This window comes from Dokdonella sp. GW821-FHT11D02, from assembly GCF_058808595.1.
Genome location: NZ_CM179520.1, coordinates 4,329,128 through 4,355,122, shown reverse-complemented (window position 1 = coordinate 4,355,122; position 25,995 = coordinate 4,329,128). Strand labels below are relative to the sequence as shown.

The window sequence follows — 25,995 nt, the reverse complement described above, 5'->3', positions numbered from 1 at the left end:
CTCGGAGCTGCGATTCGGCTCCTAGTAGACGTCCCTCGCATAGCGCCCTTGCTGCTGCAGGGCGTCGAGGTATTCGGTCGCGTGTTCGCGGTCCTTGCCGCCGTGCTCGGCGACGATCTCGAGCAGCGCGGCGTGCACGTCCTTGGCCATGCGCGTGGCGTCGCCGCAGACGTACAAATGCGCGCCGTTCTCGAGCCAGTCGTACAGCTCGCGGCCGCGCTCGCGCAGGCGCCGCTGCACGTAGATCTTTTCGGCCTGATCGCGCGAGAAGGCGAGATCGAGCCGGTTCAGCGAGCCGTCCTTCAGCGCGGCCTGCCATTCGATCTGATAAAGGAAGTCGCGCTCGAAATGCGGATTGCCGAAGAACAACCAGTTGCGACCGCGCGCGCCGACCGCCGCGCGCTCCTGCACGAAGCCGCGGAATGGCGCGACGCCGGTGCCGGGGCCGATCATGACGAGATCGCGTGTGCCGTCCTTGGGCAGGCGGAAGCGCTCGTTCGCTTCGAGGAAGACCGGCAGCGCGGCGCCTTCTTCGCGCGCGGCGAGAAAGCTCGAGGCGGCGCCGAGGTGGCTCTGCCCGAACGCCTCGTATTCGAGTTTGGCGACGGTCAGGTGCACTTCCTCGCCGACCGCCTTGCGGCTGGACGCGATCGAGTACTGCCGCGGCGTCAGCGGCCGCAGCGCGGCGACGAATTCCTCCGCCTGCCACTCGGCCGGGTAGGCGCGCAGGAGATCGACGACTTGATGACTTTGCAGCAAGGCGCCGAACTCGCCGGCGCGATCGGGCGCGAGCAGGCGATTGAGATCGGCGGCGCGCGCTTGCGCCGCGTGCGCGGCGACGAAAGGCCGCGCCAGTTTGGTCAGCTCGCGCTTGCCGAGCAGCCAGTCGTGCAGGGAACGCGTTTCGCCGCCGTGCGCGACCGCCGCGCTGCCGTCGAGATGCAGCGCCTCGAGCACCGCATCGACCAAGGCCGGCGGATTGGTCGGCCACACACCGAGCGCGTCGCCCGGCTCGTAGACGAAACCGCTGCCTTCGGTGGAGAGTTCCAGATGGCGCACATCGCGGGTGCCGTCGCGTGCGCTGATGCGTTGATTGACCAACAGCTCGGCGGCGAACGGGCGTTCGCGTGTCCACTCGCTCGATGGCGCGGAGGCGACCGCGCGCAGCGGCGTCACCGTGGCCGCGCGCGGCGCGCCCGCCTTCAGCGCCTCGCGCGCCAGACTCAGCGTGCGTTCGAGCCAGGGCGTGGCGACCGTTTCGAGGTCGAGGTCGGCCTCGGCCACCGGTCCCAAACGCGTCGCGCCGAGTTCGGCCAGGCGCGCGTCGAGCTGGCGCCCGATCGCGCAGAACTGCGGATAGCTCGAATCGCCGAGCGCGAGTACGCTGTACTTGAGTTCGGGCAGCTGCGGCGCGCGCTTGCCGCCGATGAAGTCGAGCAGGCCGCGTGCGTCGTCGGGCGGATCGCCGTCGCCTTGGGTGCTGATCACGATCGCGAGCTGACGTTCGCTTTTCAATTCGCGCTGCGGGTAGGCGTCGGCGCGCAACAGGCGCACGGCCAGGCCCGCCGCTTCCGCCTCGCGCGCGAGCTTCTCGGCCACGCGCTTGGAATTGCCGGTCTGGCTGCCGTACAGCACGGTCAGTCGTTCCTGCGCGCCGGCTTCGCGCACGCTCGGCGCGGCCGGCACGCGCACGGCGCCGTCGGTTTGCGCGGCCAGCGCCGCGGTGTAGCCCGACAGCCACCACAGCGCCGGCGGCTCCAGTCCTTCGAGCAGGCGGCGGATCTCGGCCGACTTCTCTTCCGGCAACGGCGCGAGCGGCAAGGCGGGCAGGGCGGACACGGCGGACTCCGTTTGGACGTCCAAACGTCCAAGATCACTGCATGCTAGGCCGCGGCGGAGAGGCGCGGAAAGAACGCCTGGTTATGCGCACATGCGTGGGCTGCATCTGCGGCGCGACCGGCGCGGCCATTGCCGACGCGCATGAGACGGCCGCAGCCGGCGCAATCGACGCATGTAAAGACGCGGCGTCGGCGCCGGACTGACAGCAATTCGTAAGCTTTCCTTGGCTATACGGGCCGACGACGGTGAGTCGCGTTCGCCCGGGGCGGGGCGGCAGCCGCGTATCCGCTCTCGTGCAGGACAGGAGGACTCATCGTGAATTTCCCAAGCGTTGCGCGCCGATCGGGCGCGCGGCCCGGCTGGTTGTCGGTGCTGTTGGCGTGCGGTCTGATCGGCGCCGCCGGTACGGTCGCGGCGGCCGACACGGCGCGATCGACCTCGCTGCAGCAGGTGCCGAGTGCGGTCAGCGCCGGCCAGGCCAGCTTCCTGCATCGGCTCGACGGCAGCCGCCATCTCAAGCTCGCGGTCAACCTCCCGCTGCGCGACGAACCCGGCTTGCAAAGCCTGATCGCGCAGCTGTACGACCCGGTCAGCCCGCTCTACCACCGCTATTTGACCAACGAGCAGTTCACCGCGCGCTTCAGCCCGAGCCAGGCCGACTACGACGCGGTGGTCGACTGGGCCCGCGCGCAGGGCTTCACCGTCACGCGCACGACCTCCAATCGCCACCTTGTCGATCTCGACGGCACGGTCGAGGTGATCGAGCGTGCGTTGCATGTGCAGATGGGGTCGTACCGGCATCCGAACGAACAGCGCGCGTTCTTCGCGCCCGATCGCGAACCGAGCCTGGCGCTGGCGGTGCCGGTGCTGCAGATCACCGGTCTCGACGACTACACCTTGCCGACGCCGCGGCTCAAGCGCGGCGATGGTTCGCTGCGGCTCGGCCCGGTGGTGCACGCCGGCGGCTCCGGCCCCGGCGGCGTGTTCCTGCCGAGCGACATGCGTGCGGCCTACTACGGCGCGGGCCCGCTGACCGGCGCCGGTCAGACCGTGGCGGTGTTCTCGTTCGCGCCGTACAACAAAGAGGACATCGGCCTCTTCTACAGCCTGACCGGCGAGACGCCGACCCAGGTGCCGATCAACGACGTCGCGGTCAACGGCTACGTCAACTACTGCGGCGACTGCGACGACGGCGAGCCGGTGCTCGACATCGTCAACGTGCTCGGCGTCGCGCCGGGCCTGTCGCAACTCCTGTTCTACGAAGGCGACAGCGGTACCGACATCCTCAACCAGATCGCTACCGATAATCTCGCCCAGGTGATCAGCTGTTCGTGGGGCTCGACCGATCTCGGCCACGTCGCCGATCCGATCTACCAGCAGTTCCAGGCGCAGGGACAGACTTTCGCCAACGCGACCGGCGACGACGGCTCCTACAGCGCCTCGTCGTGGCTGCCGCCTTCGGCCAACAGCTATGCGCTCGAAGTCGGCGGCACCGACCTCACCGTCACCGGCCCCGGCGGCAGCTGGACCGGCGAAACCGCTTGGCACGACGGCGGCGGCGGCTTCTACGCGCCGGCCGGTTATGCGATTCCGGCCTGGCAGCAGCTCGCCGGCGTGATCACCGCGACCAATCACGGCTCGACCGCCTGGCGCAACGATCCCGACGTCTCCGCCGAAGCGAACTACGACAACCCCACCGTGATCGCCGGCCACCTCGCCAGCGGCTATGGCGGCACCAGCTTCGCCGCGCCGCGTTGGTCCGGCTTCATCGCGCTCGCCAACGAGCAGGCGGTGGCGAACGGCGGCGCCGCGCTCGGCTTCGTCAATCCGCAGTTGTACGCGATCGGTACCGGCGCCAACGCCGCGACCGATTTCAACGACCCGCACAGCGGCAACAACGGCGGCTTCCAGGCGCTGGCCGGCTACGACCTCGCCACCGGCTGGGGCAGTCCGAACGGCGCGCATCTGATCGCCGATCTGTCCGGCTCGACCAGCGCGCCCGGTTACGTGCTGGCGAACTATCCGGCCAAGACGAGCGCGCTGCGCGGCGCCAGCGCGACCACCACGATCACGGTCGGCGCGCTGAACGGCTTCGGCGATCCGGTCACGCTGTCGGTCGGCAGCTTGCCGAACGGGGTCACGGCGAGCTTCGATCCGCCGACGACCAACTCTTCGAGCGTGCTGACCTTGAGCGCCGTCTCGGACGCGCCGCTCGGCGTGGCGCCGGTGGTGATCTCCGGCAGCGCCGGCACGCAAACTCGCACGACGACGGTCAGCTTCCAGGTCGGCAATGCAGCCGCAGCGAGCGCGACGCCGACGTCGATCGCGTTCGATCGCGTCGTGCCGCTCGGCCTGCAAGGCGTGCGGCTCACCTTGTCCAATGCGGCCGACAGCGTGCCCTTGACCTACACCGTGACGGCCGCGGCGACTTCCTCCAAGCAAGCGGACGGCAGCGAGTGCAGCGGCGCGGCGCCGAGCTGGCTCAGCGTGCGCGGAGCCAGCAGCGGTGCGGTCGACGGCGGTCAGACTGCCGGATTCTCCGTGCACATCGAGCCGGCCGGCGCGCTGGCGCTCGGCGACTACACCGCCGCCATCTGCATCGCCACCAGCGATCCGGCGCAGGCGAACATCGTGGTGCCGGTGAACATCACGATCGTGCCCGGCCCGCTCAGCGACACCATCTTCGCCAGCGGCATGGAATTGAACGAGAGCACCGACTATCCCGGCGTGTACACCTTCGACGTCGATGCCGCGGTCGATCAGAGCCAGGCCGGCAGCGGCCTCGATCTCGCCACCGGCAACTATCACTTCTTCGATGGCGCCGTCGCCGACAGCATCAATCCGTACTTCGACGGGAGCAGCCTGATGTTCTACTGGTACGACGATCTGCTCGCCGCGCCGTTCTCGCATCAGGTCGGCGGCGTCACCGTCAGCGGCAAGTACGCGGTGCTGCAATCGGGCGCGACGATCGGACCGTCCTCGACCTTCTCGCGCGACGACACCAACGAAGCTTTGACCACGAACTGGGCCGCCGGCACCGACGGCTATCTCGGCGTCGCCTTCCGCAACAGCCGCACGGGCCATCTGAACTACGGCTACATCCACTTGCACACGACCGCGCCGGCCGGCTTCCCGGCGCAAGTGCTCGACTACGGCTTCGACGACAGCGGCGCCGCGATCACGATTCCGTAAGCCACGCTCTCGCGCCTTCCCGTCGCCGTCATGACGGCGGGGAGGCGCGGGGTTCTGCGGACATCCAGACGTCTGTTTGCGTATCGCCGGCTGTTCGAGTCGTCAGGCGATCGCGGCGAACCGCGGCGCCTGCAAGCTTCGCTCGAGGCCGAGCGGCAGCTCGCGCGCGATGTCGCGCGCCGCGCTGCGGATTTCCGGCATGCCGGTGCATTCCCACGAGGCACCGCGCAGCAAGGTGCCGAGCGCGTACAGGTTCGGCCACGGACTGCCGTCGGCACGCAGCAGGCGGCCATCGGGTTGTGCGGCGAGGCCGAGGCCGAGCGGATCGGCACGCGCGATGCCCTCGTCGACCAACTGCCGCACCAGCGCATGCGGCGTCGAAGCGGCGGCGGATTCGAGCCCGGTCGCCTGGATCACGAAGTCGGCGGCCAAGGTCTGCGCGCGCGCGCTGCCGCGCGGCTGCACGCTGGCGAGCAGGAACGGTGCGCTGTGGTCGATCTCGCGCACGCGCGCCGCGAGAATGCGCAGGCGTCCCGATTCTTGCAGCTCGCGCAGCCGTGCGGCGGTCTGCGAGGGCATGCGATGGCGCACGACTTCCCAGCTCGAGCGCAGATGGCGCAGGAAGCGCGCGCGTTGCGGCGTGGACAGCCGCTGCCACAGCCGCGGCGTTTCCGCGCGTACCGCGTCGAGCACGGTGCGCCAGTCGGCGTTCGCGGTCGCCGCGCGGATCTCGCGCAGCCAGTCGCGCAAATCGTCGCTGGCGCGCAGGCGCGCGAGCAGCGCGTCTTGTGCGGCGTACGGCGCCAGCGGCTGTTCGGAGTGCAGGGCGGGCAGGCGGCCGCGGCGCGAGACCGCGGTCAAGCGCGCCTGCGGCCAGCGCGCCGCGGCGCTGAGCAGAGCATCGACGCCGGTCAGGCCGGTGCCGATCACCAACACGTGTTGCGGCGCGCGCGACAGCGACGGCCAGCGCCATGGATCGTTGGCGTAGACGCCGCTGGCGAGCGCGGCGGCGCTGACGCCGGGCAGGCGCGCCGGCGGCAGCGCGCCGAGCGCGAGCACGACGCCGTCGGCGCGCAGTTCGTCGCCCTCGCGCGTGCGCACGCCGAAGCCGCCGTCGCCGAGCGGATGCAGCGCAACCGCTTCGGTCGTGCGTGCCGCCAACGTGACGCGCCGGCGCGTCGCGCCGAGCAGCTGCGCCAGAGTCGCTTCGAGATAGTCGCCGTAGATCGCGCGCGGCAGGAACTGGCCGCCGCTGGCGGCGATGCCGCGTGCGGCGGCGTAGTCGAGGAAATCGCCGGGACGGTCAGCGAACAGGCCCATGTTGGAAGCGCGCACGTTCAAAAGGTGCTGCTCGTCGGGCGTCTGATAGGCGACGCCGCGGCCGGGTGCGCGGTCGCCGACGATCCAGCTCAGCGCGCAGCCGCGGCTGTAGTCGTAGTCGGCCGCGTTGCGCAGGAACTGGGCGACGACGGCGGAGCCGGCGGCACCGCCGCCGATGATGGCTATGCGTTGCATGGTGTCCTCGCGGAAGTGGGGCGGCGTCGGTCGGCGCGCAATCAGATCGTCAGGGTCGCATCGATGCGCGCGTGTTGTATGCGTGCGTCGTGGCGGCCGTGCGGTTCGGCGTGGAACGCATGATAGCGATCGAGCACGCCGCCGTAGACGTGCAGCGACAGTGCCGGCCGCGTCGTCGACAGGTTGCGGCAGCGATGCGCGTAACGGCGGCCGGTGAACACGGCGGCATCGCCGGTGCCGAGCATCAGGGTGCGCGTCGGCGTCAGCAGCGGCTGCTCGAGATCGCCGCCGAGCGCGAACTCCTCGACTTCGAGCGCGCCGTCGAGCACCAGTTCGATGCCCCACAAGCCGGCGTGGTCGTGGATCGGCGTGCGATGCGCGAGCGGCCATTCGATCAACAGGCACGAATACGCCTCGCCGTCGCCGGCGAGCAGATGGCGGCGGTAGCGCTCTTGCTGCGGCGCCGAGTTGCGCGGCGCGTCGATCTGCAAGGCGCGCTCGGCCAGACGCGTGGACAAAGTCTCGATCGCGGCGATGGTCGGTGCCTGGCCGAGGCTGGCGAGGTCGGCGCGTACGGTTGCGAGCCAGCCGCGGCTGCTCGTTGCGAATGGGGGATGCATGCGAAGGACTCGCTGGGAGAATGGCGCGCATGCCAACACGACGCGCGTTAAACGCAAGCTAAACCGAAGCGGCCGTCGCGAAGTGTCGTCATGGCGCGCGCGACTGTCGACATGCTGCGCCGTGATGAGACGTCAGCGCCTGGCGATGGCGCTGCGGTAGGCCCGCGCGATTGCGCTGCCGAAGCAGCAGAACAGGATCGAATGCGGCGCCTTCTGCGCGCTCAGCCAAGCGCGCACCTCGCGCGTCGCGATCTCCACCGCCGCGTCGATCGGGTAGCCGTAGACGCCGCAACTGATCGCCGGAAACGCGATGCGCTCGATCGCGTGCGCATGGGCGAGCCGCAACGATTCGCGATAGCACTGGGCGAGTCGTGCGGCTTCAGCGTGCGTGCCGCCGCGCCAGACCGGACCTACGGTGTGGATCACCCAGCGTGCCGGCAGCGCGAAGCCCGCCGTGATGCGCGCCTCGCCGGTCGGACAGCGCACGCCGGGTCGCACTTGCGGCAAGGCGCGGCAGGCGGCGAGCAGCGCGGGGCCGGCGGCGCGGTGGATGGCGCCATCGACGCCGCCGCCGCCCAACAACGTTTCATTCGCCGCATTCAAGATCGCGTCGACATCCAAGGTGGTGATGTCGGCTTCGATGATGTCCAGAGCAGGTTGCATGGGCGGCGCCGGCGTCGAGTCGTTGCTAGGTTCGCGATTCTTCGCTCATCGAGTCGCTTCGATGAAATATAAATCGGATTTCATGAAGCGATCGTCGCGGAAAGTTTTTCATCTTGCGCCGCGCACGCCGACACTATCGCGCAAGCAGCCTACGAAGGTCTAAGCTGCGCTGCGCTCGAAGCGTGAACTTCGTCCTTGTCGCTGTCGCTTCACGGTTGAGAATGCGCGCTGGCGCACTTCGGCTCTTCACGCACGAGCGCTTGCGGATCGACGCGATCTTCTCGTGCTGACGGCATCGAGTGCGCTCGAAACGCGTTCGTTCGCAGTGGTCGCTCTTCCCCTGGGGTTGCGGACATTTCGCAGCGAGTCGGCGGCGTATCGCCACACGCCCGACGTGGGCAAAACCAGGAAATTCCGGCGTGCAATTGAAAGTGGCGGTACTGGAAGACGATGCGGCGCTGCGCGAGGACATCCTCGTGCCGCAACTGATCGAACACGGCTTCGACGTCGAAGGCTTCGGCAGTCCGGCCGAGTTGTATCGACGCATGATCGCGATGCCGTTCGAGCTGCTCGTGCTCGACCTGCGCCTGGACGGGGAGAGCGGTCTGGAGGTCGCGCGCTATCTCGGTGAGGTGTCGCCGATCGGCATCGTCATGCTGACCGGGCGTGGCAGCGACTCCGAGCGCGTGCGCGCGTTGACCGAGTTGGTCGACGCTTGGCTACCCAAGCCGGTCGAGATCGAACTGCTGGTCGCGACCCTGCGCGGCATCGCGCGGCGCGCGCGGCGCGGCGAGGGCGGCCGCCGCAGCGCGCCGGCAGCCGACAGCTGGCGTTTGTCGGAGTCGGGCTGGCGCCTGTACGCGCCGAGCGGTGGCAACGTCGCGGTGAACCTGCTCGAACGGCGCATGCTGGCGCATCTGTTCGGCGCCAGCGGCGAGCCGGTCGCGCACGAGGATCTGATCGCCGATCTCGCCGAGGTGGCGGAGAACTTCGACCGCCATCGCCTGGAGATCGTGATCCATCGCCTGCGCCGCAAAGTCGAGCGTCAGCTCGGCCTGCCGCTGCCGCTGCGCGCCGTGCGTGGCGTCGGCTACCTGATGCTGATCAGCGACGAGCGCGGCCGCGGCAAGCACTGAAGGTGTCGCAACGCACACTTCGTTCAATTCCTCCGCGTACGGAATCCACATTCGCACCTAATAGCTACAAGTACTTGTAGCCATTTACGTAAGTGGACGTGAGCGAGGGTGAGCTGGCGCGAGTGATTTCCACCGCGCCCCTTTAGTAAGTTCCGCCCGCGCAGACGGCAGGGGTGCCGCTGCGTGTCGTGTCGTCGCAAGTCTCCTCGCCGCACGCGCCCATGGCGCTGCGCGCGGCGGACGTCGCGCGGCGCGGTTCGTCGCAGAACGTTTCGCCGCGCACAGGGAGCTATCGGGCGAAGCGGATGCGTACGTCCTGTACGTGCTTCGACGTGAGGTCGAGCGAATGTTCCTGGGCTTTGGCGGAAGGAAGGATATGAATCGCCCGACTGATGAACTGCATCCGCAGACGGGTGCGGTCGCGCCGTGTCGCCCAGCCGCCGATCGCACTCGCGTTGGGGCGTCGTCGCGACGACTCGCTCGCTGGCTGCTGCCGTTCGCTTTGTACGCCGTGCCTGCACTGGCGCAGGTGCCGCCGGCGTTTTCCGGCTGCGACACGCGCGCGTTCTTGTTCCAGGGCACCCCGACCGACGTGTTCGCGATCGACTTGGTCACCGGCACCTCGACTCAGGTCGGCAACGCCATTACGCCGCCCAATCTCAACGGCGTCGCCTATAACCCGCTCGACAACTACATCTACGGCGTGTCGAGCACCGCCGGCGCGACCTTGGGCCGCTTCTTCCGCGTCGGCTCCGACTTCAGCGTGCAGAACCTCGGCGTGCCGACCGGCATGCCGGCCGGAAGCTCGTTCAACGTCGGCGAGTTCGACGCCAACGGCCGCTACTGGGTCACCACCTCGGCGAGTCCGAGCACGGTCTACCAGGTCGATCTCAAGCCGGGTTCGCCGACCTACTTCACGGTGGTCGGTTCGCGCGCGCTGACCACGCCGGCCGCGTTCTTCGCCGGCGCCGACTGGGCCTTCAGCCCGGTCGACGGCTTCCTCTATCGCACGCCGACCAATACGACGACCAATCGCCTGCACCTGTTGCGCTACAACCGCACCAGCGGCGTGCAGACCGATCTCGGCGCGATCGCCGGCATCGCGGCCAACGCGAACTATTCGGTCGGGGCAAACTACGCCGACGCAGGCGGTTTCATCTATGCCAGCGACAACACCTCCGGCCGCATCTACCGCATCAATCCGGCCAATAACAGCGGCGCGCTGTTCTCCAACGGCCCCGCCAGCGGCAGCAACGACGGCGCGCGCTGTTTCAACGCGCCGGTGCCGGTCGATTTCGGCGACGCGCCGGCCAGCTACGGCACCTTGCTGGCCGACAACGGCGCGCGCCACAGCATCCCCAACTACAACGCGGCGGCGAAGACCGCGACCCTGATGCTCGGCAGCCGCATCAGCGCCGACAACGACGGCCAGCCGGATGCGAACGCCGCGCTCGACACCTTCGACGACGGCCTCGATCCGACCAGCCTGATCCTGACCACCGGCGCGACCACGGCCAGCGCGGTGGTGCGCGCGATCAACGCGAAAGCGACCGCGGCGACCTTGGCCGGCTGGATCGACTTCAACGGCAACGGCACCTTCGACGCGGGCGAGCGCGCGCAGGTGACGGTGCCGGCGAACACCACGGCAGCGACACCGTTCACGCTGAACTGGAGCGGCCTCGCGCCGATCGCGACGAATTTCAGCGGCGCCGCGCGTTTCCGCATCGCGACGGTCGCGGCGCAAGTCGCCACACCGATCGGTGCCGCGGCCGACGGCGAGGTCGAAGACTACATCGTGCCGATCACCCAGCCGGTCGGCTGCGCGACGTCGCCGTCGGTGTTCAACACCGCGATCAACGCGGCCGGCAACGGCGTGCTCGCGCCGGGTTCGCGCGATCGCAACTGGGACGTCGGCCTCGGCACGCCGACCGGTGGTCCCGCCAGCGTGACGAACTGGATCGACGCCTACGTCACCGGCAACGCGGCGCCGGGCGCCTGGGCCAATTCGCCGTTCGGCAACGCCGACTGGACCTCGTACTTTTCCAATGCACAGCAGGGCGCGGCGAACGTCGAGGAGTACCACCGTTATCGCTTCACGCTCGACGGTGCGGTCGATCCGAGCACGTTCGCGCTCGGCATCGACTTCTACGCCGACAACTCGGTGTGGGAGGTCTACGTCAACGGCCAAGCGCAGAGCGGCCAGGTCGCCGGTCTGCCGCAGAGTCCGACCAATCCGTACTTCTACGGCGGCTTCACCAATGCCAATCGCGCGCAGCTCTTGCTCAACCGCAATTGGCGCAGCGGTCCGAACGAAATCGTCGTGCTGGTGCGCAGTGCGCCGGGCGCGGTCGGCTTCCTCGCCCAGGTCACCTCGACCAGCCTGTGCCCGATTCAGGTCGGTATCGACAAGAGCGTCGATCCGCCGGGTGCGCTGACGCCGGGTGGCACCGTCACCTACACAGTGACCGCGACCAACACCGGCAATGTCGCCGCGCCGAACACGGTCGTCGCCGATCCGCTGCCGGCCGGCATCGCGTCCGGTACCTGGACCTGCGCGGCGACCAGCGGCGCGGTGTGCCCGGCCGCGAGCGGCGCGATGCCGCTGAACCAGACTCTCGCGACCTTCCCGGGCGGCGGCGTCGTGATCTACACGATCACCGGACAAGTCGCTGCGGCACCGCCGGCCAGTGTCACCAATACCGCGACGGCGACGCCGCCGACGAACGGCACCTGTTATCCCGGCGGCAGCGCCGCGCCGTGCACGGCGGCGGTCAGCAATCCGCCGGTGCCGGTGATCGCGGTGACCAAGGCGACCGAGGCGACGCAAGCGGTCGCCGGCGCCACGCTGAGCTACGAAATCCACGTGCAGAACACCGGCAGCGTCGCCGCCGACGGCGCGGTCGTAGCCGACCCGGTGCCGGCCGGTTTGAGCGGCGTGAGCTGGACGTGCACCTCGAACGGCGGCGCGCTGTGCGCGAACGCGAGCGGCACGGGCGCGATCAACGAAACGATCGCGGTGTTCCCGGCCGGCGGCGAACTGGTGTATCAGGTGAGCGCGACGGTGGACGCGAATCCGCCGGCGAGTGTGACCAACACCGTCAGCGTCACGCCGCCCGGCGGCGGCATCTGCAGCGATGCCAGCGCACCGCCGTGCAAGAGCACGGTGATCTTGCCGGCGACGCCGCAGGTGCGCGTGACGAAGAGCGCCAATCCGCCCGGCGCACTGACGCCCGGCGGAGTCGTCACTTACACCGTCGTCGTCAGCAACGAGGGCAGCGTCGCGGCGCCGGCCACGCACGTGGTCGACACCTTCCCCGCCGGCATCGCCTCGGCGACTTGGACCTGCGCGGCCGCCGGCGGCGCGGTCTGCCCGAACGCGAGCAGCGCCGGCACGATCACGCCGCCGGCGGAGTTGCTCGACCAAACGCTGGCGACGTTCCCCGCCGGCAGCAGCGTGACCTACACGATCGCTGCCACGGTCGCGGCAGCGCCGCCGGCGCAGATCATCAATACCGTCGCGGTCACGCCGCCGGGGGGTCTGTGTCTGCCCGGCAACACGCAGCCGCCGTGCACCGCCACGGTCGCGAATCCGCCGACCGATGCGCAGATCACGATCGTCAAAGTCCCGACCGCGCTCGACGGCACGCCGTTCGCGTTCAGCACGACCGCGCCGGCACCCAACAATGCGTTCACGCTGTCGAGCAGCGCGGCGTTGACGAAGACGTTCACCGTCACGCCCGGCACGGTCTCGATCAGCGAAGGCGCCAACGCGGGTTGGGCGCTGATCGACATCGTCTGCAACAACGCCGTCGGCAACGCCAGCGTCACCTACACCGGCGCCACCGTGAATCCGAGCAACGGCTTCGAGCGCGGCGACGTGACCGTGAATCTCAATGTCGGCTTCGGCGATCAGGTCACCTGCACCTACACCAACGCGCCGACCGCGCTGCCGACCTTGGCCAAGTACTTCAACACCGATCCGCCGAGCGATCCGCCGCCGCAGCGGCCGGTGATTCCGCGCAGCGGCGCGGCGCTGCTGACCTTCGTCATCAGCAATCGCGCGCCGAGCGCGAGCGCGCAAAGCAATCTCGCTTTCACCGACACCTTGCCCGCGGGCTTGGTGCTCGGCAGCGGCGACGCGCCGCCGGCCGCGCTGGTCGGCACGAACAGCTGCGGCGGCACCGTCACGGCGCAAGCCGGCAGCAACGCGATTTCACTCGCCGGCGGCAGCGTCGCCGTCGGCGCCGATTGCAGCTTCACCGTGCGTGTCGCGGCGGCGCCATGAAGAACGGGGCAGCGATGAACTCGATCGGCCAACAAGCGCTTTCCTTCGCGAAGGCATCCCGGCGAATCGCCTGCATGGCTTCACCGCGAGTATGGGCGCGCTTTGCATTCGCTGCCGCCGCGCTGTTCGGTGGTGCCGCGCATGCCGCGCAAGGCGACAACATCGCCTTGGGCAAGCCGGTCACGATGTCCGGCAGCAACGGCGATCCGACCCTGGCCGGCGCCAACTGCACCGACGGCAACACGAACGGCAACTATCCGACCGACCGCATCTGCTGGACCGGCTCGACGCAGACCGGCACGAACCGCGAGTGGATCGAAGTCGACCTCGGTCAGGACTACATCATCGACCGCGTGCGCCTGTCCAACCGCACCGACGGCGGCAATGGCGACCTCGCGCGCTGGATCGTGCTGACGACGCGGCCGTCGAGCCTGACCGGCGTGACCTCGAGTCCGCAGTCCACGCTCGATCCGGCGCTCAATCCGAGCGCGCCCTTCGTCAACAAGATCGCCTACGCCGCCGGCACCAACGCCGCCGGCGGCGGCTACGGCACCGGCCAGGGCAATCCCTGGACCTCGCTCGACATGAAGGTCGGCACGCACATCGCACGCTACGTGCGCATCTACACGATGAAGGCGAGCACGACGCTGAACCTGGCCGAGATCGAGGTGTTCGAGGGCGCACCGCCGTCGCGCACGATCCTCAATCCGAGTTTCGAGCAGCCGGCGCTCGCGACAGGGAACGCACAAGTTTCCGAGACCCTGGTGCCGGGCTGGTCGACCACCGACTCCGTCGCGGTTCCGAACGCAGGCTTCGGCACGCCGTTCCTGACCGGCGGCAACATCGAACTGTGGCGGTCCGGCTTCGGCGGCGTGCTGCCCGATGAGGGCAATCAGTTCGTCGAACTCAACGCCTTCATCAACGGCGCCTTGAGCCCGGCCCCGCTGTGCGTCTATCCGGGCGAGACCTTCACGTGGCGCGTCTCGCATCGCGCACGCGGCGCTGCGGGTGCGGTCGACGTCGCGCGCCTGCGCATCAACGGACAGGACATCGCCACGCTGAGCGACGGCACGGTGCAGGCCGATCCGCACACCTGCACGCCGACCGCCGGATTCACTTGCTCGGCGCAGGCGGGTTCTCCGACCGCCGCCGGTTGGGGCCGCTGGCAGGGCAGCTGGACCAATTCGCTGACGCAACCGAAGGCGATGACGTTCGAGTTCGCGGCGATCTCGTCCGCTTCGGGCAGTCCGGGCGCCGGCAATTTCATCGACAACGTCAGCATCACCGGCTTGACCGCGGCGGTCGAATTCAGCACCTCCTCCGCGACCGGCCCCGAATCGGTGGCGAGCGCGAACCTGCCGCAGCTCCTGGTCAACGGCCCGGTCGCGAGCGCGCAGACGCTCGAGCTCGAGATCGTCGGCGGCAGCGCCGTGCGCGGCAGCGACTACACCACCAATCCGACCACCGGCACGATCGTGGTGACGATCCCGGCCGGCAACTACGACGGCACTGCGGCGACCGCGATCTCGCTGGCGCCGTATCTGCAGATCGCGACCGACAGCGCGGTCGAAGGCGCGGAGACGATTGTCTTGCGTTTGCGCAACGCCTCGGCCGGCTTGTCGCTCGCCGGCGCCAGCGGCTGCCGCACCGGCATCGCCGATTCGACCTACACGATCACCGACGAAGCCGTACCGACGCTCGGCAAGACCTTCGCGCCGGACACGATTCCCTACGGCGGCGTCGCCACGCTGACCTTCCTGATCGACAACTCCGGTGCGGCCTCGATCGATCGTCCGATCGCCTTCACCGACAACCTCGCCACCGGCCTGCAGATCGCCGATCCGGCCAACGGCACGACCACTTGCGGCGGCACCATCACCGCCGCGCCCGGCGACAGCCGCGTCGCGTTCGCCGGCGGCACCGTGGTCGCCGGCGGCTTCTGCACGGTGACGGTCGACGTCACCAACCGGCCCGGTTTCTCGGGTCTTTGCTACAACCCCAATTTCGCCAACGAGAACCAGAATCTCGTCGGCCTGCAAAACCTGATCGCACAGATCCAGCAGTTCACCTGCGTCAGCGTGACGCCGCCCGATTGTCCCGACTCGGCCACCACCAACGGCTTCGGCAACATCAGCGGTCTGTCGCCCAATCTCAACAACGGCATCAGCGGCCAGTGCGTCGCGGTGCAGCCGACGATCCAGCTGACCAAGATCAGCCAGAACGCCGTCGGCAGCTTCGGCTTCACGCTCGGCAATACCAGCGCGACCAATCCGGTCACGATCACGACCACGGCGCCGGGTGCGCCGGGTACCTCGAGCGCGGTGTTCGACGTGCTCGACATTTCGCAGCCGGTCACCCTCGCGGAGTCGCTGCCCGCAAACTGGGTGCTCTCGGGCATCACCTGCCAGCTTGCCGACGGCACGCCGATCGGCAGCTTCGATGCGCCGAGCGCGACCTGGACGATAGCGCCGTCTGCGCTCGCCTATGGCCAGCAGATCGGCTGCACGATTACCAATATCGCCGATCGCCTCGATTTCGGCGACGCGCCCGACAGTTACGGCACCTTGCTCGCCAGCAACGGCGCGCGTCACACACTGGTCGGTTACGACGTCGCCGCGGGAACGGCACCGCTGATGCTCGGCGTGCGCGTCGATCATGAGAGCGATGGTTTCCCGGGCGCCGCGGCGGACGGCGACGATACAAACGGCATCGATGACGAAGACGCGTTCTTCGGCCCGATCGCGCTGCAGCCAGGCTCGACCGCGGTTTCGCTCGACGTGCCGCTCACCAATACGAGCGGCGGCAACGCCAACCTGTACGCCTGGATCGACTTCGACGGCAACGGCCGCTTCGACGTGGGCGAGGCCGGCAACTGTCCGTCCGTCGCGACGGCGGCGACACAGGCCACCTGTACCTGGACCGCGCCAGCGCCGTTGACGGACGGCTTCCAGACCTATGCGCGTTTCCGCCTGACCACGCAGACGCTGGCCGCCGGCACCGCGCCGAGCGGCGGCGATGCGCGCGCGCAAGGCGCGGCGGCGGACGGAGAGGTCGAGGATCATCGCGTCTCGGTGGCGACCGTGTTGCCGCTGACGTGCGAAGCGCCGTTCGTCGAGACTTTCGGCAGCTACGCGGTCACACCGGGCGCGGTCAGCGGCTGGGGCCCGGCGCTGCCGGCCGGCACCACCACCTACGCGTTCCAGTCGGGTGCGAACTTCGTCGATGCCGGCCAATACGGCTTGGTCACTCGTTCGATCCTGGGCAATCCGGCCTGGCAGGACGCACCCGACCACACGCCGGGCGATACCGACGGCTACATGATGATCGTCAACGGCGATCCGTCGCCGGGCATCTTCTATCGGCACACCTTCAGCGGGCTGGCGATCGGCGCGCGCTACAACTTCTTCGCCTCGCTCGCCAACATCGTCGCGGGCTTCGGTCTGGGGCTGCCGGACGTCACCTTGCGCGTGGTCGATCCGGCGACGAACGCGGTGCTCGCCTCGTTCAATACCGGCGGCCTGCCGGAAGGCACGGCCGGCACGATGCCATGGCTGCAGCAGCAGCTGGTCTTCACCGCCACGCAAACCACGGTGCGGGTCGAGCTGGCCAACAACTCCGGCGTCGCGGGTGGCAACGACGTCGCGCTCGACGACATCGGCTTCGCCCAGGTGTGCGAACTCGGCGACGCGCCCGACAGCTACGGCACGCTCAACGCCAGCAACGGCGCCGGCCATCTCTTCCCCGGCCCGGGCCTGAGCCTGGGCGGCGGTTTGCCCGACGGTGAACTCGACGGCCAGCCCAGCCCCAATGCCGACGGCGACGACCTCAACGGCATCGACGACGAGAACGCGTTCCCGAGTGGCGCGCCGTCGCTGATCATCGCGGCGCCGTATGCGTTGACCGTGCCGGTCGAGACGACCGCCGGCGACGCCACCGCCTGCGCCTGGGTCGATTTCGACCAGAACGGCAGCTTCTCCGCGGCGGAAGGACAATGCCAAGCGCTCACCGCGGGCGCGACCGTCAGCAACTTCTCGTGGCCGGCCGCAGCGACGGCGGCGCTCAGCAGCGGTCGCACCTATCTGCGCCTGCGCATCGAGCGCAACAGTACCTTCCCGGCGAACTTGAGCACGGCCGATTTCGTCGGCTCGCGCGGTCCGGGCGAAGTGGAAGACTACGTCGTGCCAGTGTTCGCGCCGGCCAACGTCACCCTGGTCAAAGCGCTGACCGGCGAGAGCGGCACGCATGCCGGCCAAGCCGAATCGGGCGAGCAGCTGACCTACACGATCACGCTGAGCAACAGCGGCGGCGTGCCGGCGACCAACTACGGCGTCACCGATACGTTGGATCCGAACGTGAGCTTCGTCAGCGCGTCGAACGGCGGCGCTGCCGCCGGCGCTGCGGTGACCTGGGCCGGTCTGACCGTGCCGGCGAACGGCACGCTGAGCTTGACCGTCGTCGTGCAGGTCGCGAACCCGATTCCGGCTGGCGTGACGCAGATCGGCAACGTCGCCTACGAAACCGGCACCGTGCCGCCGACCTGCCCGCCGGCCGGTGGGCAGTGCGTGATCGTACCGACGGCGCCGAAGGTGGCGATCAGCAAGGCGCTGACCGGCGAGAGCGGCACGCAAGCCGGTCGAGCCGAGCCGGGCGAACAGCTCACCTACACCATCACGCTGAATAACAGCGGCGGCAGCGACGCGACCAACTTCGGCGTGACCGACACGCTCGATCCGAACGTGAGCTTCGTCAGCGCGTCGAACGGCGGCACCGCTGCCGGCGCTGCGGTGACGTGGGCGGGTCTGACCGTGCCGGCGAACGGCACGCTGACCGTGACCGTCGTCGTGCAGGTCGCGAACCCGATCCCGAACGGCGTGGCGCAGATCGCCAACGTCGCCTACGAAACCGGCACCGTGCCGCCGGCGTGTCCGCCGGCCGGCGGGCAATGCGTGATCGTGCCGACGGCGCCGAAGGTGGCGATCGTCAAGAAGCTCGCCGGCGAAAGCGGCAGCCTGCCCGGTTTCGCCGAGGCGGGTGAGCAACTGACGTACACGATCACCCTGAGCAACAGCGGCGGTACCGCCGCGACCAACTACGGCGTGACCGACACGCTCGATCCGAACGTGACGTTCGTCTCCGCCGACAACAGCGGCAGCGCCGCCGGCGCGACGGTCACGTGGGCCGGCCTGACCGTGCCGGCCGGCGGTTCGCTGACCTTGACCGTAGTCGTCAAGGTGGTCGATCCGCTGCCGGCCAACGTCACCCAGATCGGCAACGTCGCCTATGAAACCGGCACCGTAGCGCCGAGCTGTCCGCCGGCCGGCGGGCAGTGCGTCATCGTGCCGACGATCCATCTGCCGCTGGCGTGTACGGAACAGGACACGCGCGCCACGCAGCGCTGGTGGTTCTTCGGCACGCGCGGCGGCATCGACTTCGGCGTCAGCGGAACGACCGCCACCGCGCTGCGGAATCCGAGCAACATCGTCACGCCCGAGGGCAGCACCGTCGTCACCGATTCGGCCGGCCAGCTGCAGTTCTGGTCGAACGCGAAGGTCGCCTACACGCGCAACCAGACGCCGATGCCGAACGGCTCGGGCCTGCTCGGCAACGATTCGGCGACGCAGACCGTGGCGGCGTTCCCGGCGATCGGCCATGCGGGCCGCTACTTCATCGTCACCACCGACACCGACGTCGGCGCGGCGCCGAACGGCCAGCTGCGCTATTCGGTGGTCGACATGACGCTCAACGGCGGCCTCGGCGACATCGTCGCCGGTCAGAAGAACATTGCGCTGGGCGCGCCCAATACCGCGTCCGAGGCACTGACCGCGGTGCCGAACGCCGACGGCACCGGTTTCTGGGTGCTGACCGCGACCAACAATGCGCCGACCCTGCTGGCGTATGCCTTCGACGACAACGGCCCGGTCGGCGCGCCGGTCGCGAGCACCTTGTCGACCAACAACGGCAACTGGTACGGCTCGCTGTACTTCGACAAGAAGCTGCGCCAGCTCGCCCAGGCCGCCTCGGACAGGACCGGCTCGGGACAACTGCGCGTGCTGAATTTCGACGGCGCCAGCGGCCATGCGTTCGAGCGCTACACCTGGCGTCCGAGCGTGACCGGCGTACCGGCCGTTTCGGTCCTGTACACGGCCGACTTCTCGCCGGCCGGTGACTACGTCTATGCCTCGCGCATCTTCGGTGGCGGCCGCCTGTACCGCTATCGCATCGCGGGTGCGAACACGTCGGGCGACATCGCGGCCACGGAGGAATTCCTCGGTGCGACCGGCACCGTCCAGGGCGGCCACGTGCGCCGCGGTGCGGACGACCGCATGTACATTCCCGGCAACCTCGGCGGTACGGCGCTCAACGTCGTCAACACGCCGGACGATCCGACCAACGCCGGTTACGTGGCGGGCGGCTATCCGCTCGCGGCAGGCTCGACGTCGAGCTTCGGCTTGCCGCAGACGGTCACCGGCTGTCCGCTGCCGACCGCGGCCGATCTGTCGATCGTCAAGACGGCGAGCACGCCGGCGCCGACCGGCACGCCGAACCAGTACGCGATCACCTACGTGGTGACGGTCGCGAATGCGGGCGGCAGCAGCGGCAGCTACGACCTCGGCGACACGCTGAGCTTCAACGGCGCCACCGTCACCGCGGTCAGCGCACCGGCGCACGCGTCGGCCACCGGCGATCCGCAGAACGGCACGCTCGGTGCGTTCGGCGCGCCGAACGGCGGCAGCATCGTGACCGGCGAGACGCTCGCTGCGAACGGCAGCGAAACCTGGACCTATACGGTGACCTACACGATCACCGACGCCGATGTCGCAGCCGACTGCTCGACGCCGTCGGGCGGTTTGCGCAATCACGCGTTGCTCGGCGGCGCCGCCACCGGCGCACCGCCGGCCGACACCTGCAGCGGCGCGCCGAGCGTGAACATCGTCAAGACCGCGGCGGCGCCGGTACCGACCGGCGCGGCCAATCAGTTCACGCTGACTTACACGGTCGACATCGCCAACAGCGGCAGCCTGCCGGGTCGCTACGACCTCGCCGACACGCTGAGCTTCAACGGCGCCACGGTGAATGCGATCAGCGCGCCGGCCTACAGCTCGAGCAGCGGCGATACGCAAGACGGCACGCTCGGCACGTTCGCGCCGCCGAGCGGCGGCGGCATCGTCAGCGGCGAGACGATCACGGCCGGTGGTGCCGAGCGCTGGACCTACACCGTCACCTACACCGTGACCGACGCGACGGCGGCGCAGGATTGCGCCAATCCGGCCGGCGGCCTGCGCAACGACGCGCAGCTGGGCGGCTCGTTGGTCGGCGAATCGACCACTTGTACCGGCGCGCCGGCGGTGGTGATCGGCAAGAGCGCGAGCGGCCCGGTGCCGACCGGCACCGCCAACGAGTACGCGCTCGACTATCTGGTCAGCGTGCAGAACAACGGCAGCCTGGCCGGTACCTACGATCTCGCCGACACCTTCACCTACGCCGGCGTCAACGTGGTGTCGGTCAGTGCGATCACACACGGCGGCGGCGATCCGCTGAGCGCACCGCTCGGCACGCTCGGCGCGACCGGCGGCAGCATCGTGAGCGGCGAGACGATCGCCGCCGGCGCGAGCGAGACCTACGCCTACCGCGTCGTCTTCAGCGTCACTGACGTCGCCGCGATCGGCAGCTGCGCCAGCGGCGGCGGCTTGAAGAATCTGGCCGCACTCGGCGGCAGCGCCAGCGGCCAGGTCGACACCTGCAGCGACGTGCCGAACCTCGTCATCGCGAAGACCGCCGGCGCACCGACGCCGACGGGCACGCCGCATCAATACTCGATCGCCTATCTCGTCACCGTCAGCAACAACGGCGCCGCCGCGGGCTTCTACGATCTCACCGACGCGTTCGCCTTCGCCGGCGCCACGGTCGATGCGGTCAGCGCGATCACGCACGGCGGCAGCGATCCGCTGACGACGCCGCTCGGCACCTTGACGGCAGCGGGCGGCAGCATCGTCACGGCCGAGCCGATCGCACCGGCGGCGAACGAGACCTACGCCTACACGGTCACCTTCACCGTCACCGATGCGGACGCCGCGGCCGACTGCGCCAATCCGGCCGGCGGCCTGCGCAATCGCGCCGCACTCGGCGGCAGCGCCAGCGGCGATGCGCCGACCTGCACCAGCGCGCCGAACGTCGACATCGCCAAGGCGCTGACCGGCGAGAGCGGCGCTCTGGCCGGTCAAGCCGAGCCGGGCGAGCAGCTCACCTACACGATCACGTTGACCAACTCGGGCGGCAGCGCTGCGACGGCTTATGGTGTGAGCGACACGCTCGATCCGAACGTGAGCTTCGTCTCGGCCGACAACGGCGGCACTGCGGCCGCAGGCGTCGTCAGCTGGAGCGGTCTGACCGTGCCGGCCAACGGCACCCTGACTCTGACCGTCGTCGTGCAGGTGGCAAGCCCGATTCCGCCCGGCGTGGCGCAGATCGGCAACGTCGCCTACGAAACCGGCACCACGCCGCCGGCGTGTCCGCCGGCCGGCGGACAGTGCGTGATCGTGCCGACCGCGCCGTCGGTGACGATCGCGAAAGCCTTGACCGGTGAGAGCGGCACGCTGGCCGGCCAAGCCGAGCCCGGCGAGCAGCTGACCTACACGATCACGCTGACCAACAGCGGCGGCAGCGCCGCGACCAACTACGGCGTGACCGACACGCTCGATCCGAACGTGAGTTTCGTCAGCGCGTCGAACGGCGGCGTCGCTGCCGGCGCCAGCGTGACCTGGAGCGGCCTGACCGTGCCGGCGAACGGCACGCTGAGCTTGACCGTGGTCGTGCGCGTGGTCGATCCGTTGCCGGCCGGCGTGACCCAGGTCGCCAACGTGGCGTATCAGACCGGCACCGTGCCGCCGGCGTGTCCGCCGGCCGGCGCTCAGTGCGTGATCGTGCCGAGCGCGCCGCAAGTGCGCGTGAGCAAGAGCGCGAGCGCACCGGCGCCGACCGGTACGCCGAACCAGTACGAGATCACCTACGTGGTGAGCGTGCACAACGGCGGCGGCAGCGTCGGCCGTTACGACCTTGCCGATACGCTGAGCTTCAACGGCGCCACTGTCGGCGCGATCAGCGCGCCGATCTACAGCGGCAGCGCCGGCCAGATCCAGGACGGCACGCTCGGCAGCATCGGTGCGCCCAACGGCGGCAGCATCGTGACGAACGAGAGCATCGGCGCGCAGGGTACAGAGACCTGGACCTACACCGTGACCTACGTCGTCGACGACGCCGACGTCGCAGCGGATTGCTCATCGCCGAGCGGCGGCCTGCGCAACCATGCGGCACTCGGCGGCGCCTCGACCGGCGCACCGGCGGCCGATACCTGCACGGGCGCTGCGAGCGTGAACATCGTCAAGACCGCGACCGCGCCGGTGCCGACCGGCACTCCGAACCAGTTCACCCTGACCTACACGGTCGCGATCGCCAACAGCGGCAGCCTGGCCGGCCGCTACGACCTCGCCGACACACTGAGCTTCAACGGCGCGACGGTGAACGCGGTCAGCACACCGGCGTATTCGTCGGGCAGCGGCGATACGCAGGACGGCACCCTCGGCACGTTCACCGCACCGAGCGGCGGCAGCATCGTCAGCGGCGAAAGCATCAGTGCCGGCGGTGCGGAGAGCTGGAGCTACACGGTCACCTACACCGTCACCGATCCGGCCACGGCGCAGGATTGCACCAATCCATCGGGCGGCTTGCGCAATCAGGCCGAGCTCGGCGGTTCGCTGGTCGGTGAATCGACCACCTGTACCGGTGCGGCAGCGGTGGTGATCGGCAAGAGCGCGAGCGGACCGACGCCGACCGGCAATCCGAACGAGTACCGCCTGACCTATCTGGTCAACGTGCAGAACAACGGCACGCTGCCGGGCAGCTACGATCTCAGTGACACCTTCACCTTCGCCGGCGTCAGCAGCGTGGTGGTCAGCGCCGTGCAGCACGGCGGCAGCGATCCGCTCGCCGGCACGCTCGGCACGCTCGGTGCGACCGGCGGCAGCATCGTGGTCGGTGAATCGATCGCGGCGGCGGCCGACGAGAACTACACCTACAGCGTGACCTTCACCGTCGACGACGCCGCGGTGATCGGCAGCTGCAGCAGCGGCGGCGGCCTGCGCAATCAGGCGCAGCTCGGCGGCAGCTCGGCCGGCCAGGTCGGCACCTGCAGCGAAGTGCCCGACGTCAGCGTGAGCAAGAGCGCGAGCGGCCCGACGCCGACCGGCACGCCGAACCAGTACACCCTGGTCTACACCGTCGCGGTCAGCAACGCCGGCGGCGCCGAGGGTAGCTACGACCTGGCTGATGCGTTCGCCTTCGCCGGCGCGACGATCGATTCGGTCAGTGCGGTCACGCACGCAGGTCCCGATCCGTTGTCGAGCACGCTCGGCACGCTGACGCCGAGCGGCGGCACCATCGTGACGGGCGAGACGATCGCCGCCGGCGGCAGCGAGAGTTATAGCTACACGGTGACCTTCACGCTGACCGATCCGGCCTTGGCCGACGACTGCGCCAATCCGAACGGCGGCCTGCGCAACGCGGCCGCGCTCGGCGGCAGCGCCAGCGGCGATGCGCGCACCTGCACCGGCACGCCGTTGTTGGCGATCGTGAAGACGCTGAGCGGCGAAAGCGGCAGCGTGCCGGGCGTGGCCGAGCCGGGCGAGCAGCTGACCTACACGATCACCTTGACCAACAGCGGCGCCAGCGCCGCGCTCGATCAGGACATCACCGATCGTCTCGATCCGAACGTGACGTTCGTGTCGGCCGACAACGGCGGCGTCCTGGTCGGCGGCAACGTGCAGTGGACTGGCCTCACGGTTCCGGCCGGCGGCAGCCTCGCCTTGTCGGTGACGGTGCGCGTGGCCGATCCGATTGCGGCCGGCGTCACCAGTATCGGCAACGTCGCCTACGATCCGTCGATCGGGCCGCCCGACTGCACCGCGACGCCGCGGCCGGACAACTGCACGGTCACACCGACGCCGTCGGTGGTGACGATCGTGAAGGCGCTCGCCGGCGAGAGCGGCAGCCTGCCCGGCGTGGCCGAGCCGGGCGAGCAGCTCAGCTACACGATCACGCTGACCAATACCGGCGGCAGCGATGCGACCGGCTACGGCGTCACCGACGTGCTCGATCCGAACACGAGCTTCGTCTCGGCCGACAACGGCGGCACCGCCGCGGCCGGTGCCGTCACTTGGAGCGGCTTGACCGTGCCGGCCAACGGCCAGCTCGTGCTGACCGTGGTCGTGCGCGTGGTCGATCCGATTCCGGCCGGCGTCAGCCAGCTCGCCAACGTCGCCTACCAGACCGGCACGCCGCAGCCTTCGTGTCCGCCGGCGGGTTCGCAGTGCGTGGTCACGCCGACCGTCGGCGCGGTGGTCATCGCCAAGGCCCTGGTCGGCGAGAGCGGCAGCCAGCCCGGCGTGGCCGAGCCGGGCGAGGAGCTCAGCTACACGATCACGCTGACCAACACGGGCGGCAGTGCCGTCACCGGCTACGCGGTCAGCGATCGCCTCGATCCGAATACGAGCTTCGTCAGCGCCAGCAACGGCGGCACCTTCGCCGCCGGCGTGGTCGGTTGGAGCGGCCTCGACATTCCCGCCAACGGCACACTGAGCTTGAGCGTGGTCGTGCGCGTGGCCGATCCGCTTCCGGCGGGTGTGAGCCAGGTCGCCAACGTCGCGTACCAGACCGGCACCACGCCGCCCTCGTGTCCGCCGGCCGGTTCGCAGTGCGTGGTCACGCCGACCGCGGGTGCGGTGACGATCGCCAAGTCCGTGATCGACGCGAACGGCAACGGCCAGGCCGAGCCGGGCGAAACGCTGACCTACACGATCGTGCTCAGCAACAGCGGCGGCAGCGCGGTGAGCAACTACGGCGTCACCGATCCGCTCGATGCGAATACCGTGTTCGTCTCGGCCGACAACGGCGGCAGTCATGCCGGCGGCGTGGTCAGCTGGAGCGGTCTGACGATACCGGCGAATTCGAGCTTGAACTTGACCGTGGTCGTGCGCGTGGTCGATCCGGTGCCGGCTGGCGTCACTGAGATCGGCAACGTCGCCTACCAGACCGGCACTACGCCGCCCGATTGCACGGCGATCCCGCAGCCGGCGAACTGCGTGGTGATCGTGGTGCCGCCGGTAACCGGCACGCCGCAACTCTCGATCACCAAGAGCGCGAATACGAACGTGCTGCAACCGGGCGGATCGGTGGTCTACACGATCACCGTGCGCAGCGTCGGCAACGCCGATGCGACCGGCGTGGTGGTCAGCGATCCCATCCCGCTCGGACTCGATGCCTACGCCTGGACCTGCGCCGCGAGCGGCGGCGTGGCCTGTCCGAACGCGAGCGGCAGCGGCGCGATCAGCGAGTCGGTGCCGACCTTCCCGGTCGGTGCGAGCCTGGTCTACACGGTTACGGCGACGGTGTCGGCCGATCCGCCGGCGAGCGTGGTCAACACCGCTACGGTCACGCCGAGCGACATCGCGACTTGCGCTCCGAGCGGCACGGCGCCGCCGTGTCCGGCGACGGTCGTCGTCGTGGTCGAGACGCCGAACGTAGCGTTGCCGGTGCCGACGACGCGGCTGTGGGCGCTGCTCTTGATCGGCTTCGGTTTGCTGGGGTTGGGCTGGTACGCACGCCGTCGACTCGACTAGACGGGTACGGCGCCGCGCGCTCCGTTTCGACGGTCCGCGCGGCGCCAGGTTTTTCGCGCCGCACGGCGCGGCGG

8 protein-coding genes are annotated in these 25,995 nt (G+C 69.4%); 4 read left to right on the top strand and 4 right to left on the bottom strand.

Annotation, left to right across the window (positions count from 1 at the left end; genetic code table 11):
• Nucleotides 1-21: 21 nt before the first annotated feature.
• Nucleotides 22-1,839, bottom strand: coding sequence for an assimilatory sulfite reductase (NADPH) flavoprotein subunit (locus tag AC3QL3_RS18430; protein ID WP_492895566.1), 1,818 nt, complete (start codon nt 1,837-1,839; stop codon nt 22-24).
• 315 nt (nt 1,840-2,154) lie between these two features.
• Here AC3QL3_RS18430 and AC3QL3_RS18425 point away from each other — a divergent pair, with 315 nt between their 5' ends.
• Nucleotides 2,155-5,031 (top strand): protease pro-enzyme activation domain-containing protein, encoded by a 2,877-nt coding sequence (locus tag AC3QL3_RS18425; RefSeq protein ID WP_492895565.1) that lies wholly within the window; start codon nt 2,155-2,157, stop codon nt 5,029-5,031.
• Nucleotides 5,032-5,133: 102 nt separating this feature from the next.
• Here AC3QL3_RS18425 and AC3QL3_RS18420 read toward each other — a convergent pair whose 3' ends face one another.
• The 3 genes from AC3QL3_RS18420 to AC3QL3_RS18410 form a co-directional block, all read right to left on the bottom strand.
• On the bottom strand, nt 5,134-6,546 hold the full coding sequence (locus AC3QL3_RS18420; RefSeq protein ID WP_492895564.1) for an FAD/NAD(P)-binding protein: 1,413 nt from the start codon (nt 6,544-6,546) through the stop codon (nt 5,134-5,136).
• 41 nt (nt 6,547-6,587) lie between these two features.
• Nucleotides 6,588-7,166, bottom strand: a complete 579-nt coding sequence (locus tag AC3QL3_RS18415; RefSeq protein ID WP_492895563.1) for a cysteine dioxygenase — start codon at nt 7,164-7,166, stop codon at nt 6,588-6,590.
• 132 nt (nt 7,167-7,298) lie between these two features.
• Nucleotides 7,299-7,829 carry an O-acetyl-ADP-ribose deacetylase gene (locus AC3QL3_RS18410; protein WP_492895562.1) on the bottom strand — a complete coding sequence of 177 codons (531 nt, stop codon included), beginning with the start codon at nt 7,827-7,829 and terminating at the stop codon, nt 7,299-7,301.
• Nucleotides 7,830-8,248: 419 nt separating this feature from the next.
• Between AC3QL3_RS18410 and AC3QL3_RS18405 the strand changes: the two genes are divergently transcribed.
• From AC3QL3_RS18405 to AC3QL3_RS18395, 3 genes are all read left to right on the top strand, one after another.
• Complete coding sequence (locus AC3QL3_RS18405) at nt 8,249-8,965, top strand: response regulator transcription factor (protein WP_492895561.1); 717 nt, start codon at nt 8,249-8,251, stop codon at nt 8,963-8,965.
• A gap of 376 nt (nt 8,966-9,341) precedes the next feature.
• Nucleotides 9,342-13,250 (top strand): DUF6923 family protein, encoded by a 3,909-nt coding sequence (locus AC3QL3_RS18400; RefSeq protein WP_492895559.1) that lies wholly within the window; start codon nt 9,342-9,344, stop codon nt 13,248-13,250.
• Between the two features lie 74 nt (nt 13,251-13,324).
• On the top strand, nt 13,325-25,921 hold the full coding sequence (locus AC3QL3_RS18395) for a DUF7933 domain-containing protein (protein WP_492895557.1): 12,597 nt from the start codon (nt 13,325-13,327) through the stop codon (nt 25,919-25,921).
• Nucleotides 25,922-25,995 lie beyond the last annotated feature (74 nt).